At 45.6% G+C, this 15,394-nt stretch carries 13 protein-coding genes; 10 read left to right on the forward strand and 3 right to left on the reverse strand.

Going from position 1 to position 15,394, the window contains the following annotated elements; genetic code table 11:
* The first annotated feature begins 2 nt into the window (after positions 1 to 2).
* Positions 3 to 1,139, forward strand: coding sequence for a tRNA guanosine(34) transglycosylase Tgt (tgt, locus tag C0Q44_RS10445; RefSeq protein WP_105407172.1), 1,137 nt, complete (start codon positions 3 to 5; stop codon positions 1,137 to 1,139).
* A gap of 69 nt (positions 1,140 to 1,208) precedes the next feature.
* On the forward strand, positions 1,209 to 1,520 hold the full coding sequence (gene yajC / locus C0Q44_RS10450) for a preprotein translocase subunit YajC (protein WP_105407173.1): 312 nt from the start codon (positions 1,209 to 1,211) through the stop codon (positions 1,518 to 1,520).
* 124 nt (positions 1,521 to 1,644) lie between these two features.
* Here yajC and C0Q44_RS10455 read toward each other — a convergent pair whose 3' ends face one another.
* The gene (locus C0Q44_RS10455) at positions 1,645 to 2,037 is read right to left on the reverse strand and encodes a TIGR04086 family membrane protein (RefSeq protein ID WP_105407174.1); all 393 of its coding nucleotides are present in this window, start codon (positions 2,035 to 2,037) and stop codon (positions 1,645 to 1,647) included.
* 227 nt (positions 2,038 to 2,264) lie between these two features.
* Between C0Q44_RS10455 and C0Q44_RS10460 the strand changes: the two genes are divergently transcribed.
* On the forward strand, positions 2,265 to 2,978 hold the full coding sequence (locus C0Q44_RS10460; protein WP_105407673.1) for a YetF domain-containing protein: 714 nt from the start codon (positions 2,265 to 2,267) through the stop codon (positions 2,976 to 2,978).
* Positions 2,979 to 2,981: 3 nt separating this feature from the next.
* Here C0Q44_RS10460 and spoVB read toward each other — a convergent pair whose 3' ends face one another.
* Positions 2,982 to 4,595, reverse strand: a complete 1,614-nt coding sequence (gene spoVB / locus C0Q44_RS10465; protein WP_105407175.1) for a stage V sporulation protein B — start codon at positions 4,593 to 4,595, stop codon at positions 2,982 to 2,984.
* A gap of 227 nt (positions 4,596 to 4,822) precedes the next feature.
* Between spoVB and C0Q44_RS10470 the strand changes: the two genes are divergently transcribed.
* The 6 genes from C0Q44_RS10470 (at position 4,823) to C0Q44_RS10495 (ending at position 11,337) form a co-directional block, all read left to right on the forward strand.
* Positions 4,823 to 5,062 carry a post-transcriptional regulator gene (locus tag C0Q44_RS10470; protein WP_036617497.1) on the forward strand — a complete coding sequence of 80 codons (240 nt, stop codon included), beginning with the start codon at positions 4,823 to 4,825 and terminating at the stop codon, positions 5,060 to 5,062.
* 91 nt (positions 5,063 to 5,153) lie between these two features.
* Positions 5,154 to 6,404, forward strand: a complete 1,251-nt coding sequence (gene secD, locus C0Q44_RS10475) for a protein translocase subunit SecD (RefSeq protein ID WP_105407176.1) — start codon at positions 5,154 to 5,156, stop codon at positions 6,402 to 6,404.
* Positions 6,394 to 7,302 (forward strand): protein translocase subunit SecF, encoded by a 909-nt coding sequence (gene secF / locus C0Q44_RS10480; RefSeq protein WP_105407177.1) that lies wholly within the window; start codon positions 6,394 to 6,396, stop codon positions 7,300 to 7,302. Before secD ends, secF begins: the two co-directional genes overlap by 11 nt.
* Before the next feature lie 73 nt (positions 7,303 to 7,375).
* Positions 7,376 to 8,335: a cation diffusion facilitator family transporter gene (locus C0Q44_RS10485; RefSeq protein ID WP_105407178.1), complete on the forward strand. Its 960-nt coding sequence runs from the start codon at positions 7,376 to 7,378 to the stop codon at positions 8,333 to 8,335.
* Positions 8,336 to 8,375: 40 nt separating this feature from the next.
* A complete protein-coding gene (recJ, locus tag C0Q44_RS10490; RefSeq protein ID WP_105407179.1) occupies positions 8,376 to 10,784 on the forward strand; it encodes a single-stranded-DNA-specific exonuclease RecJ in 2,409 nt (802 codons plus the stop codon).
* A 37-nt stretch (positions 10,785 to 10,821) separates the two neighbouring features.
* Positions 10,822 to 11,337, forward strand: coding sequence for an adenine phosphoribosyltransferase (locus tag C0Q44_RS10495; protein WP_105407180.1), 516 nt, complete (start codon positions 10,822 to 10,824; stop codon positions 11,335 to 11,337).
* A gap of 182 nt (positions 11,338 to 11,519) precedes the next feature.
* Here the strand turns inward: C0Q44_RS10495 and uraA are convergent, their stop codons facing one another.
* A complete protein-coding gene (uraA, locus tag C0Q44_RS10500; RefSeq protein WP_105407181.1) occupies positions 11,520 to 12,836 on the reverse strand; it encodes a uracil permease in 1,317 nt (438 codons plus the stop codon).
* Between the two features lie 378 nt (positions 12,837 to 13,214).
* Between uraA and C0Q44_RS10505 the strand changes: the two genes are divergently transcribed.
* A complete protein-coding gene (locus C0Q44_RS10505; RefSeq protein WP_105407674.1) occupies positions 13,215 to 15,392 on the forward strand; it encodes a RelA/SpoT family protein in 2,178 nt (725 codons plus the stop codon).
* The last annotated feature ends 2 nt before the right edge of the window (positions 15,393 to 15,394 follow it).

The following is a 15,394-nucleotide window of genomic DNA, read 5'->3' on the forward strand; positions in this document are numbered from 1 at the left end:
CAATGGCAGCAATTACGTATGAACATATCAAAACTTGTAAACAATCCGGTGCACGTCTGGGACGTGTACATACACCTCACGGTATTATTGAGACACCAACCTTTATGCCTGTAGGCACACAAGCGACAGTAAAAACAATGAGTCCTGAAGAGCTGAAAGAAATGGATGCTCAGATCATTTTGAGTAATACCTATCACTTGTTTCTGAGACCGGGACATGAGATCATTCGTCAGGCAGGCGGATTACATAAGTTCATGAACTGGGACCGTCCAATTCTGACGGACAGCGGCGGGTTTCAAGTATTCTCCCTCAGCGAGATGCGCAAAATTACGGAAGAAGGCGTTAACTTCCGCTCCCATCTGAATGGAGACAAGAAGTTCCTTTCTCCTGAAGTAGCCATGGAAATACAGAATGCACTTGGCTCCGATATTATGATGGCTTTTGATGAGTGCCCACCATATCCGGCTGAATATGAATATGTAAAGAAATCACTCGAAAGAACAAGCCGCTGGGCAGAACGTTGTCTCGAAAGTCACGCTCGTCCACATGACCAAGGTCTGTTCGCCATCGTTCAGGGAGGCATGCATGAAGATCTTCGCCGTCAGAGCGCCGCAGATTTGACTTCCATGGATTTCCCGGGGTATGCTATTGGTGGACTGAGTGTTGGAGAACCGAAACATTTGATGTATGGTGTATTGGATTACACGTTACCATTGTTGCCTTCCAATAAACCACGTTATTTGATGGGGGTAGGTTCGCCCGATGCGTTGATTGAGGGATCGATTCGTGGAGTGGACATGTTCGATTGTGTTCTGCCTACCCGGATTGCCCGTAACGGAACAACGATGACCAGCCAAGGACGTCTGGTAGTTCGCAATGCCAAGTTTGCAACTGATTTTGGGCCACTTGACCCGGAATGCGACTGCTACACTTGCCGCAACTATTCCAGAGCTTATCTGCGTCATTTGATCAAAGCGGATGAAACGTTTGGCTTGCGTTTGACGACCATTCATAATCTTCATTTCTTGCAGAATTTGATGCGCAATGTGCGTAAAGCCATAATGGAAGATCGTTTGCTTGATTTCCGGGATGAATTTTTCGATCAATATGGTCTTCATGACAATGACAGAGGTTTCTGATTCAGATTTTGCGGAAGCCGGTGTTAAACAAGCAGTATTTGCACGTATAGTCGATAAGGGGGAGTTTAGATGTTTCAGGGAATGCCTTTAACAGGAGCAGCAGGCGGTGGAATTGTTTCTTTGATCGTACCTTTGGTACTCATGGTTGCTATTTTCTACTTCTTGATGATTCGTCCACAGAACAAAAAACAAAAGCAACGGAATTCCATGTTGGGTCAATTGAAAAAAGGCGATAAAATCGTAACGATTGGTGGCCTTCACGGAACGATCGCTGAGATTACAGATGATGTGGTTGTATTGCGTGTAAACGATGTAACTAAACTTACATTTGACCGTAATGCGATCAGCAGTGCTGTAGCTCGCGATACGGCTGTTGAATAGTTACTGTAACATAGAATGACGAGAGTACGTTTGTGGCGTATTCCCTAGTAGAGAACTGGATCTCCCTGGAGACCCGGTTCTCTTTTTGTTTTTGAGGGAAGGTCAGTGGTTCTGCACCCGTATGTTAGGAGCGATGTGTATTAACGCCGAAAATGCCACCGAGAGCAGAAATGAAGAAAGCGCTAAGCAGTTGCAAACTATCTTTCCAGTTAAACGAAGCATCTAGCGCCAGGAATCCGATCAGCAGTACAAGGAGTCCATATACAATTCCGGTAATCCCTCCGTAGTACCATCCTTTTTCACCAGACCTTTTGCCTGCCACAAAACCACCAACCAATAACGACAAGCCATGAACAACATAGGTATACAACGAGAGGTCCTGTTCCCGCATTCCGCTCATCCAGAGAAAAAGAGAGAGAATTAATGCTCCGATAAACATCCAGACAAAAGCCTGACAGAGGCCTGACAGAATCGGATTGGACACTCGAAACGAAACCAAGCGGCGGATCAATTGCATGAAGCAACCCCCTTGTACAAGTTTGAAGTTAATACAGTGTATGGTCAAGCCTCCGGACTTATGAACTGATTTTCCATTAAATGAACGGTTTATTTCTGCATGAGCCTGTCAGGTTCAGGTCAAAATAGGGATTGCACTACAGTTATCTGTTCAAAACTCAGATTCGAAGGAGGACCTTTGTTGTGAACTTCCCAGATGTCGGATCACATATCTTTCGAACCATTCTCATGTACTTTCTGGTGTACTGTGCAATGAGGGTTATGGGTAAACGTGAGATTGGTAAGCTATCCATGTTTGATCTTGTTGTGTCTATTATGCTTGCTGAAATGGCTGCTTTTGTCATTGAAGATATTGATAAACCGCTCTCTCATGGGATTGCCCCCATGCTTACCTTGATCATTGTACAGATCGGAATGGCCTTTATTGGTCTTAAAAGTCGGCGTCTGCGCCTGATGATTGATGGCAAACCTACTGTTTTGATCTCCAAAGGTGTGCTTCTCCGAGATGAGATGAGGAAGCAACGATATAACCTGGATGATCTATTACAACAACTCCGTGAACAGAATGTAGACAGTATCGGTGATGTTGATTTCGCCATTTTGGAGACCACAGGTAAGCTGACTGTTTTTCCCAAGGATGAGAATGCTTCTAACGACAGCAATTCTTCCGGCTCTGATTCAGAAGGGGCTTCTTCCAGTAAATCCAAAACAGAGAAAAATCAGATTGACGGATTGCCAAATATCAAATACGAAGGTCTGCCACTGCCCCTAATTATGGACGGTAAAGTTCAGGATCAGAATCTGGAGATCATCCAGAAAACGAGATTTTGGCTAAAAAATCAAATTCAACATAACGGAATTCTGGATTTCAAAGATGTATTTATATGTTCCATTGACCATAATGGCAAGATATATGTAAGTCCAAAAGATGATAAAAAATGAAATTCATTTACCTGACCGACGTTTGAACCATGAGCCTATAAAAGGAGCACGGGAGAGGTCATGAAAGTCAATCATTTTGGTCCAGCCCATCACGATGAAATAAACGATTAAACCAACTGTTGGAGCGAGAAGCATCCTCACCCAGAAAGGCAATATCATTACAGTTTCTTCGTATACGAGCAGGGTAGCTGCACCCATAATAAACATGCCGGTGCCCGTTTTGACCCAGTCCATAATCTTGAAGCGAAACTGTAGCAGGCTACGAACACTTTGGGCATGCAAGAGCGTGACCACAGTTGAGTTCACACAAATGGCGATGACTGCACCGAAAATGCCATATTCAGGACGGGAAGCTAGCGTCAAAATCAATGTTATTTTGATAACAGCACCAATAAACGTATTTAACAGGGCTTTACCCGGACGGTCAAGAGCTTGCAATGCAGCCTGAAGAGGTGCTTGAATATATATAAACAAGGCAAAAGGAGCCATTAGCTTCAGCATGCTTCCAATCGATGCATCATTATATAGAACAAGACACATCGGTTCGGCAAGCACATACATAAATACAGAAAACGGAGCACCAGTTACGAGTGCCAGGCGTAGAGCCTGATGCATTCTTTTGTGAATAAGTGCGCGATCACCCTGAGCAGAAGCTTCGGATAATGAAGGCACTAGTGATGTCGCGAGCGATGAGGTTAGTGCCCCCGGAAGAAGTAATAGCGGGATAATCATGCCCTGTAATGCACCGTATTGTGCTGTGGCGAGTCCTTTGGATATACCTGCCAGTGCCAAGCTCTGGGCAGTAACGATGGTTTCAGCCAGATACGAGAGAGAGCCAACCAATCGTCCAGCTGTAACGGGAACAGAAATTGCAAGCAAACGCCGGATTAAACCAGGCTCTGGAACACTTGAATCTGTAAGCACCGCAGGTTTGGACCCGGATGTAGTATTAGTCAGGTTCTGATGGTGAGCGAGCGGTAACTCTTTCTTCTGCTTGTTATACTTCCACAATAAGACAAGCATACCGCCGAATTCTCCAACCATTGCGCCCAGCATGGCACCAGCAGCAGCCTGGGCAATCCCGTGGGGGAGTAAGAGCCATGCGAACCAGATGACACAGATGATGCGAATAATGGTTTCAACAATGGATGAAATGGCCGTAGGCATCATGTTCTGTTTGCCTTGGAAGTATCCTCTGTACACGGCAGATACGGCGATAATTGCGATCATGGGGCTCATACTGACAAACGTATGGTACACCCGCTCATCTGTCAGAACATATCGGGTAACCCATGGTGCGAATATGATGCACAAAAACATGAATACCACACCCAAGGTCAGCGTGAAAATTAAGCTTATTTGCAGAATTCGTTGGGGGGAATACCGATTGGCGCCAGTGTCAGCTTCGGCTACGAGTTTGGCTACGGCGAGCGGGATACCACCGGTAATTAATGTCACCAGTACGATAAAGAAGGGATAGCTCAATTGGTAGATGCCTACACCTTCTGCACCGATGACTCGTGGCAGCGCAATACGCGGGATGAAACCAAGTATTCGATTAATTATGCCTGCTACGAGCAGGATCATGGCTCCCTGAATAAATGTCTGTTTCTTCAAGACTACCCCTCTTCCCCGGTTGAAAGTACAGGTTATCATCACAAACGGGACAAAGCCGTTGTTCTTCATCCTATGCCAGTCCTTTATCTTCTCATGACAACTTGGACACGATTAACAAAAAGAACCATATCCAGCAAGAAGGAATATGATTGGGGAAGGTCGAATGATGTAACATTGATGCCGCATAAAGGCTTGGATGTACGAAGGGAGGCTCCCCGTTGGAGGAAATGAATGATGTGGAGTTGGAACAGTCAATAGAGATGCTCTGCCGTAGCAAGGCGGAGGAATTAAGGCTTGTCGGTTACGAATATGTCACCAGCAAAGATGTCTGGAATTGCGTCAGTCATAAATATGAAAAACAGGGCATTCCACCGCTTCACCAGCTGGTGAACGATATTTTGTCACTGAAAGCAACAAGCTTTATGAACTTTATGACCGTGTCTGCATACCGGGGGTCCTCTTTCTAGACGAAAGGGATCTTTTTTGTTGAAAATTGACTGCTTTTTACGGCATCGCTATAATAGGAATATTGAGAACGAAAGGGGATCTAGGAACGGCATGAAAAGAATTATCAGTTTCATTCTGGTCGTGCTTGTCACCACAGGGGTTATGGTGGGAACAAGCCCGGAGCTGCTCAAAAATATACGCTTGGGCCTTGATTTAAAGGGAGGCTACGAGATCTTATATGAAGCAGAGCCGCTCGAAGCAGGACAACTAGTCACCAAAGCATCATTGGTGCAAACAGCCAAGAGTCTTGAAAGCCGCGCCAATGCGCTCGGAACAAGCGAACCGGAGGTAACTACCGAGGGAAGTAACCGGATTCGTTTGAAATTGGCAGGGGTTACGGACGAGGCTGAAGTTAGAGCCAAAATGAAAGAACCGGCAGTGTTGACCTTCCGTAGTAAGGCTGAGAACGACAAGGAAGGCGAGTATACGAAAATTGAGCTTCGCGGAAATGAATTTGTCGAGAACGCAGCTAAAGTTGTGTTCACTCAATTGAATGAGCCGATGATTGACATTAAAGTGAAAGACAAAGCGAAGTTTTCCGAAATTACCAAACGTTTGATTGGACAACCTCTCGCGATTTATCTGGATGATGAGTTGCTCTCTGCACCAACCGTTAGACAGCAATTGACAGATGGTTCCGCTCAGATCTCGGGTGCCTATACACGTGATGAAGCCAATCAGCTTCGTGACACCATCAATCTGGGTGCGTTGCCATTGAAACTTACAGAGAAGTATTCACAAAGTGTTGGTGCAACACTAGGTAAGCTTTCTCTGGATCAGACGATTAAAGCGGGATTGATTGGTTCCATTATTATTCTTGTGTTCATGATTGGGCTCTATCGCATTCCTGGTATTATTGCGAGTTTCGCCTTGATCACACATACGTGGCTGGTACTGGCAATCTTCTATCTGGGAGAATTCGTACTTACCCTTCCGGGTATTGCGGCGTTTATTCTGGGTATAGGGATGGCTGTTGATGCCAACATCATAACGTACGAACGGATTAAAGAAGAGATGCGCAGTGGTAAGTCGATTTTGTCATCGGTTAAAGCGGGTGGTAAACATTCGTTCCGGACAATCATTGACTCCAACGTTACAACCATTATCGCTGCGGCTGTTATGTTCTTCTTGGGAACCGGTGCGGTTAAAGGTTTTGCACTTGTGCTGATCTTCGACATTGTCACCAGTATCATCACGAATATTTTCTTCTCTCGCTTCCTGTTGACCCTGCTTGTACGGGGTAACGTGTTGAAGAAGCCTAAGTACTTCGGAGTGAAGGAGAGTGAAATTCGTGCGCTTTAATTGGAATTATGATTATATCAAAGGCAGTAAGATCGCCTATATCTTCTCGATTATTCTGACGATCACAGGGATTATCAGCATTCTGGCTTTGGGTTTGAATTACGCGGTTGATTTCCGTGCAGGTTCAAATGTGGATATCACGGTATCCAAAGCAATCACAACGGAGCAGATTAATCCGATTGTAAATGAACTTGGTGTTGACAAAGGCGATGTCCATATTACGACGGGAGCTGATCGGGTTAACGTTCGGTTCTCGAATGTACTCGATGAAAATCAAGAAAGCAAGTTCAAACAAGAATTCACCAAACTGGATGCGACGGCTTCCTATGAAGTGAATACCGTTGATCCGGAGATGGCAAAGGAATTGGAGCGCAATGCGATCTATGCGGTACTCATTGCAAGTATCGGAATTATGATCTACGTAGCGATCCGATTCGAATGGCGCTTTGGTCTGGCAGCAGTTATCGCACTCTTCCATGATGCATTTGTTGTAATAAGCGTATTCTCCATCTTCCGCTTGGAAGTGGATCTGACCTTTATTACCGCAGTATTGACCATTGTCGGGTTCTCGATCAACGATACCATCGTTATCTTTGACCGGATTCGTGAGAATCTGCGTTTTGCCAAAAAGACATCCAAAGCCGACTTGCGTGAGGTAGTCAATCACAGTTTGGCTCAAACCATGACACGTTCCCTGAATACAACATTCACCGTATTTGCAGCTTCGATCTGTTTGTTCATATTTGGTGGAGAGTCCATTCGCATGTTCTCGCTTGCGATGGTTATCGGAACACTGTTTGGCGCATATTCTTCAATCTATATCGCTGCTCCACTTTGGCTGCTGCTCAAAGGTAAACAAGTTGACAAGCCAAAGGTAGAAGCTAAAGAATCTAACTAAACATCTTATTGTGAAGCCGCGTCTGCCAGGCGCGGTTTTGCAACTTTATGTACAGAATTAAGGGGGAATATTCATGACCAGAGAACATATCCCATCTGCACAGGCTGCCACTTGGAGCGGTATTGCTGGTAATATGGGACTTGCAGTGATTAAGGCTGGAGTGGGTTATATGGCAAACAGTAAATCATTGCTCGCAGACGGCTTGTATTCTGCTTCTGAAGCTGCCTCTTCCCTGGCTGGTCTATTTCCCTTCAAGTCTGTACGCCATAAAGACAAGGCTCGCAGGGAACGGTTCAGGGAACATTCGCGTGTTGCCAGACCGGGAATTTCTGTTTTGTTATCTGTCCTGATTTTGTTTGGCGGATTGCAACTTGCGATCTCGGCAGTAAGTAGTCTTTCCGGAAACGAACCGGAGGCACCTGGTAAGTCCGTGCTTTTGGTCGCTTTTGCAGCTCTGGCTGTGAAGGAAGCGATTTTTCAGTTCCAGTACAGATATTTCCGTAAACGAAATCTGTCTCAAGCACTGGCATATGCACAACAACATCGCCGTGCGCTTTATTGTTCTCTTACCGTATTAATCGGTATTATAGGTTCGATGACTGGCGAAGAGACGGGCTTGAGCATGCTGCTCTACCTGGACCCAACAGCAGCATTAATTGCTTCCTGTTTTGTGCTTCACAAGGGTTACCGAATGATTGTGGACACGGTGTATGGTTCACTCGTTCAGGAACTGGAGCAGGAAGAAGCGTCCGATTTTAAAGAGACAGTACAGCGGGTATATGGCATCATTACTATTGAACATTTGGTCGCACGTGAACAGGAACATGACGTTACGATAGAGCTGGTCATTAGTGTGAACCCAAGAATCTCCATACTGGAAGCACAGGAGATTGCAAATCGGGCCAAGACACTACTACTAACCCGTTTCAGTCATGTGAAAGAAGTACAGATTCAGGCTATACCTTATGATCCGGGCTATCCCTATAAATCCAATCATGAACTGCCCGATCACGAAGCGACATTAATTCAATAATGAAGCGCGGGTTCAGTAGATCAGGAAAGGAGCGTTATCATTGCTTTATTCGCAATACCGGTGGAATACACCGAATATCGATTTGGAGGCGGCTGCGGGACTCTCGCAGGCGCTTTCCGTTTCACCCCTTGTTGGACGTTTGCTTGTGAGTCGGGGAGTGCACAATGAGAAGGAGGCAGAGCGTTTCTTGCATCCTGATCTAAATCAGATGCATGATCCGTATCTGCTACTTGGCATGGACGAAGCTGTGCCTCGAATCAAGCTCGCTCTGGAGCGAGAAGAGCATATTTTGATCTATGGGGATTATGATGCAGATGGTGTATCCAGCACATCGCTTATGATTCATTTGATGCGTCATCTTGGGGCCTCGTACGATATATATATCCCTCATCGCTCGAATGAAGGATATGGTCTGCACAACCATGCGTTGGATTGGGCCCATCAACAAGGCGTTACATTGATTATTACCGTGGATACAGGTATTAGTGCTGTTGAACAGATTGCCTATGCGTCAACCTTGGGTATCGAAGTCATTGTAACAGACCACCATGAGCCGCCTGAAATTTTGCCGAAAGCCTATACACTTATTAATCCCAAACTTCCCGGATGTCCGTATCCTTTTAAAGGTTTGGCTGGTGCGGGGGTAGCCTTAAAGTTGGCTCAGGCTTTGATTGGGGAAGTACCCGGTGAATGGATGGAGATTGCTGCCATTGGCACCGTTGCCGATCTGATGCCTTTGGAAGGTGAAAACCGGGTTATCGTCAGTTATGGAATAGAATCCATGCGTGGATCTCGTCTTCCTGGTGTAAGTGCATTGCTTGAAATCAGTGGTGTAGATCAGAGTCAGGTGACTTCGATTAATATTGCCTTCGCTATGGCTCCGCGTATTAATGCCAGTGGACGTCTGGATCATGCGGGGAGGGCGGTATCGCTTCTCACAACCGAGGATCTGGATGAAGCTCATACCCTTGCTGGGCAGCTTGATCTGTTAAATCGGGAGCGACAACAAGTCGTAGAAGGCATATTACAGGAAGCAACAGCACAGTTGGAACAAAAGATACACCTTCGTTCAGGATCAGTTCCAGACGTTATCGTCTTGGCTGGTGAAGGCTGGAATGTTGGAGTGGTAGGCATTGTGGCTTCCAAATTGCTGGAGCGTTATTACCGACCTACACTTATTCTCGGGATTGATCCAGAGAGCGGTGTCTGCAAAGGCTCTGCTCGCTCCATTGAAGGGTTGGATATCCATGAGGCGCTCACAGCCTATAAACACACCATGGATCATTATGGAGGGCATCCAGCAGCAGCGGGTATGACCCTTCATCGGGATCAGCTGGAAGAACTTGAGGCTGGCTTGAATGAGTTTGCTGCAACCGTGTTGACCGAAGAGGACTTTGTACCTCAACGTCTTGCAGATGATGAATGTAAGATCAGTGATGTTCCGCTGAAAGTAATTCAGGAGATTGACAGATTGCAGCCTTTCGGGATGAGTAATCCTTCGCCAAGGTTTGTCTTGAGAAGTGTGACGGTTAAGGAAACAAGGACAATGGGTCGTGAGAAACGCCATCTGAAATTGATTCTGGAACAGGATGGCCAACAACTGGAAACCGTCGCTTTTGGCAAGGGTGCATTGGCTGAGTTCCTTCTCCCAGGTTCCGTCATTGATGTGATGGGCGAGCTGTCCATTAATGAATGGAATGGGATGAAAAAACCTCAATTGATGCTTCAGGACATTCGTGTTTCCCAGGTTCAGGTGTTTGATTTGCGTGGCAATGCGGAGCCTCTGAATGCGATGAATCAGTTCTTGAGTGCGCTTGAGGTACATCTGCAATACAAATCAGGTTCCATTGGTGCTATTGTTCGGAAAGAAACCGATGTTTCCGAGGGAAATTCATTGTATGAACCGTGTCTTTGGGTATATGATAGAAAGGTCGGGTTATTTCCGTGTAATGCTGCTGCACAGCATCACGGACAGGAAAAGGTCCGGACGTTATTTGTGTTTGATACGCCGGAAACCCCGGAACAACTTGATGCCATGCTGGCTTTGTTCAGTGGGGCCGAGAATATCATCCTTCTGCACGGATCAGGCAACCGCCGAGATCGCCTTCAGATGCCTTCCAGAGAACTTTTCAAGCGTATTTATATGCAGGTGCTGAAATGGAAAGCTGAACCCGTGGAGGAACAAGAGATTACTCCTGTGCTCAGTCGTCAGTGTGAGTGTTCGCCGCGCATGATTACGATGATGTTGGATGTATTCGAAGAATTATCCTTCATTACCCGTGACAACGGAAAAATTGCTTTTGTGGATAATCCGCCCAAACGTGAACTAACCGCTTCACGTCACTATCAGGCGCTCGAAAGCATGGCCGAGACAGAACAGGTGATGTTGGATGCATCCACGCCGCAACTGACACAATGGATGATATCCCGGATGAAGGGCGTATCTTAGATGGAAGTTTGTGTATTTATTTTAGGAGGAGATCATTTTGGATTTTAAAGATTATATTCGTGTTATTCCTGACTTTCCACAACCGGGAATAAGCTTTAAGGACATTACAACATTGTTGAAAGATGGAGAAATGTACCGCAAGGCGATCAATGAACTGAAAGTGATGGTTTCTGATCTCAAAATTGACGTCATTGCTGGACCTGAAGCACGTGGTTTCGTTGTGGGTGCCCCTCTGGCATACGCTCTTGGAGTCGGTTTTGCTCCGATTCGCAAAAGTGGCAAACTGCCTGGAGAGACGATTGAAGTTGGTTATGATCTCGAGTATGGCAAGGATACACTCGCAATGCACAAAGATGCGATTGAAAAAGGTCAAAATGTCCTGATCGCGGATGATCTGCTCGCAACGGGTGGAACGATTGCGACTTCCATCAACCTGATTGAACAATTAGGTGGGAACGTTGTTGGTGCTGCATTCCTGATTGAGTTGTCTGATCTGAATGGTCGTGCTAAATTGCCTGAGAAAATTGATGTATTCACATTGATGAACTACTAAGGTCTCCGTACGAAATGTTGTGATTGAAATTGAATTGCTTTCCCGGTTTCCCGGGAAATAATATACAGCATTAATTGTTATTAAAAAGCCTGTTCTCTCATCCGTAAAAGATGGAGAGAACAGGCTTTTCTTGTGGTATGTTAGTGGAGCCTTTAATTTAAATAACGCAGTACAATGATCGATTAAATCTGTTTTTTGTCAGTTAAAGCTTGTTTGTCCGATTCGTCGTTGGACCAACCGAGCACTTGGAACAGTTTGAATAACAAGCTCATTACCATTCCAACAATCGTGGCCAGTGCCATCCCTTTCAGATGAACGCCGTAGAAGGTAACTTCTGTACCACTCAGTCCGATTACCAGTACAAGTGTAGTTAACAACAGATTGGTTGGTTTGGCAAAATCAACTTTCTGTTCAACCAAGATGCGCAGACCAGATGCTGCAATTACTCCGAACAGAAGCAGGGATACCCCGCCCATGACCGGAACAGGAATGTTGGCTACTAGCGCCGAGAACGTGCCTGAGAAGGAAAGCACGATGGCAATGACCGCCGCTCCTCCAATTACATAGGTGGAGTATACTCGGGTCAAGGCCATAACACCAATATTCTCACCATAGGTTGTGTTAGGAGTAGATCCTACAAAACCAGATAGAATGGTGGAGACCCCGTTACCAAGCAAGGAACGATGAAGCCCAGGATCTTTCGACAGATCTTTGCCGACAATGCTGCTCGTTACAAGCAAATGTCCGATATGTTCGACGATAACCACGAGCGCTACAGGTAAAATGGTGAAGATCACGGACCAGTCGAATGTCGGCGTGGTTACGGTTGGGAGGGAGAGGAAATTAGCGTTTGCAATCGCTTTGGTATCGACAAAACCCATGAAATAACCAAGTGCATAACCAGTCACAATCCCGATTAAAATATGAATGATCTTGGGGAATCCACGGAACGTTACGGCTCCAATAACAGTGATGCCGAGCGTAACCATGGCTAAAATAATTGGTTTGGCCTGAGGTACCCAGTCCGGATTTTCAAGAGGATTTGAATTGATTAATCCTGCCATTCCGGCAGCGACGGGTACAAGCTCCAGACCGATCAGGGCAACAATGGCACCCATAACAGCTGGTGGGAATACGACGTTGATCCATCCTGTTCCGGCATATTTAATAATAAGAGCCACGAAGCAGAAAACGATACCTGTTACAATAAAAGCTCCAAGTGCCATCGAGTAACCGTTCTCGGGGTGTGCTATCAAAACAGAAGATACAGGAGCAATAAAGGCAAAGCTGGAACCTAGATAGGCCGGGATCTTTCCCTTACACATCAATATGTACAACAGTGTTCCAATTCCGTTCATCAGCAGAATCATACTTGGGTCGACACCAAACAGGTTCGGTACAAGTACGGTACTGCCAAACATGGCGAACAAATGCTGAAGGCTAAGCAGTGAACCTGAGCCGAGTGGCATCTTTTGATTAACCTGAATTTCGCGTTGCAATGAATTCCATCTCCTTTTTTTGAAACACAAACTTTCAATAGATTACAGAGTTTCTCCTAATTAAGCAATAACATTTTTGACTCAGCAGAGTGTTGGAATTAATAATTTAATGAATAATCCTTCTATTTCAGCAAATAACGGCAATAATGAATAACAACTAAGAAATATAATCAATTCGTTACGAGTTTCAGGAAACCTCCTAAAAGTAACCCGGATCATCAATATAAAAATTGGATATACGCTCTTATTCGTCAGTAGTTGACGGGAAACGGGCGAAGCGTCATAATTATAGGAAATTACTTTTACGGGGAACCTGTGTTGATACAATGTCACGGGTTCCATTTTGTATAGAAGGGACACGGAACAGATCGAATGGGAATGGGCATAGAGCAATTACTCGAGAAGGCCGGGGCGTATATCAAAGAACCCGATTTGGTGCGCATACGAGAAGCTTATGAATTTGCTGATCAGGCCCACCATGGACAGACGCGAAAATCGGGAGAACCGTATATTCTGCATCCGCTTGCGGTTGCTGACATTGTTGTGAACATGCAGATGGACACCATCTCCATTATAGCAGCGCTTCTTCATGATGTAGTAGAGGATACTACGGTCTCACTTGAAGAGATCCGCAATCATTTCGGCAATACGTGTGCCATGCTGGTTGACGGTTTGACGAAGCTGGAACGTATTCAGTTTCGCTCCAAGGAAGAACAGCAGAACGAGAACTACCGCAAAATGTTCATCGCCATGGCGCAGGACATCCGTGTCATCGTGATCAAATTGGCTGACCGTCTGCACAATATGCGGACACTCAAGTTCCAGTCGGAAGAAAGCCAGCGCCGGATTTCATATGAGACGCTGGAGATTTTCTGTCCAATTGCGAACCGTTTGGGTATCTCTGCGATCAAATGGGAAATGGAGGACATCGCCCTCCGTTATTTGAATCCGCAGCAGTACTATCGAATTGCGAACTTGATGCACAAGAAGCGTGCGGAACGTGAGCAATATATTGATACAGTTATGGACGGAATTACGAGCAAGCTCGATGAGATGGGAATTCAGGCAGACCTTTCGGGACGTCCAAAACATATCTACAGCGTGTTCAAGAAAATGACCACCAAAAACAAGCAGTTTAACGAAATATACGACCTGCTGGCGATACGTATTATTGTGGATAATATTAAGGATTGTTATGCTACCCTCGGAATTATTCACACGTTATGGAAACCGATGCCTGGACGCTTTAAAGACTACATTGCGATGCCAAAGGCGAATATGTATCAATCCCTGCATACAACAGTAGTGGGTCCCAATGGCGAGCCAACTGAAGTACAGATTCGGACATGGGATATGCATCGGACTGCTGAGTTTGGTATCGCAGCCCACTGGGCCTACAAAGAAGGCGCTGCGAATGGAAATCATTTTGAAGATAAGATCACATTCTTCCGCGAGATCCTTGAACTTCAAAACGAAGCACAAGATGCCTCGGAATTTGTAGAATCCCTCAAAATGGATTTCTTCTCGGATCTGGTATTTGTATTTACGCCAAAAGGAGAAGTCATCGAATTGCCGATCGGCTCTGTTCCTTTGGATTTTGCGTACCGAATTCATACGGAGGTTGGTAATCGCACCATTGGTGCTAAAGTGAATGGTCGAATTGTTCCTCTCGATTACCACCTGAAGACAGGTGATATCATTGAAATTCTGACGTCCAAACATTCATACGGACCAAGTCAGGACTGGATGAAGATCGCCAAATCTTCCCATGCGCGAGCGAAGATTAAGCAGTGGTTCAAGAAGGAACGTCGCGAAGAAAATGTTGAAAAAGGTCGGGAAAGCTGTGAGCGTGAACTGAAACGCATGGGCCTTGATCCTTCTGCATGGATGACGGATGACAAACTACAGGAAGCAGCCAAAAAATATGCCTTTAACGATATTGAGGACATGCTTGCGGCTGTTGGATTCGGTGGTATTACCGCTGCACAGATCGTGACCAAAGCAACGGAGAAACTACGCAAAGAGCAGGAAGAGTCCAGTTTGCTGGAATTAAATTCCGAGATGCGCGAGCTGAAGCCTGCACCTGAACGCAAAAATCGTCCGACCAATGGCATTCGTGTCAAAGGCATCGATAATTTGCTTGTTCGTTTTGCACGGTGCTGTAATCCTGTACCTGGGGACGACATTATCGGTTATGTTACACGCGGACGTGGCGTTTCTGTGCATCGTAGTGACTGTCCGAATATCCCGACAAGCGCAGATGGAGAAGAAGCAGCGCGTGTGATTGAAGTCGAGTGGGAAGAGAATATTGAAGCTAACTACAGTGTAGATATTGAGATTACGGGCCATGACCGCAATGGTTTGCTCAATGAGGTGCTTCAGGCTGTTTCCGAAAGTAAAACCAATATATCTGCTGTCACGGGACGGACAGATAAAAATAAATTAGCATTGGTGCACGTCACAATTTTGATTCGCAACACGGATCATCTGCATTCCGTTGTGGAACGGATCAAACGGGTGAAAGATGTCTATTCGGTGCATCGGATTATGCAGTAAGG

Origin of the sequence: Paenibacillus sp. PCH8 (genome assembly GCF_002968835.1) — a bacterium.
Classification (GTDB): domain Bacteria; phylum Bacillota; class Bacilli; order Paenibacillales; family Paenibacillaceae; genus Paenibacillus.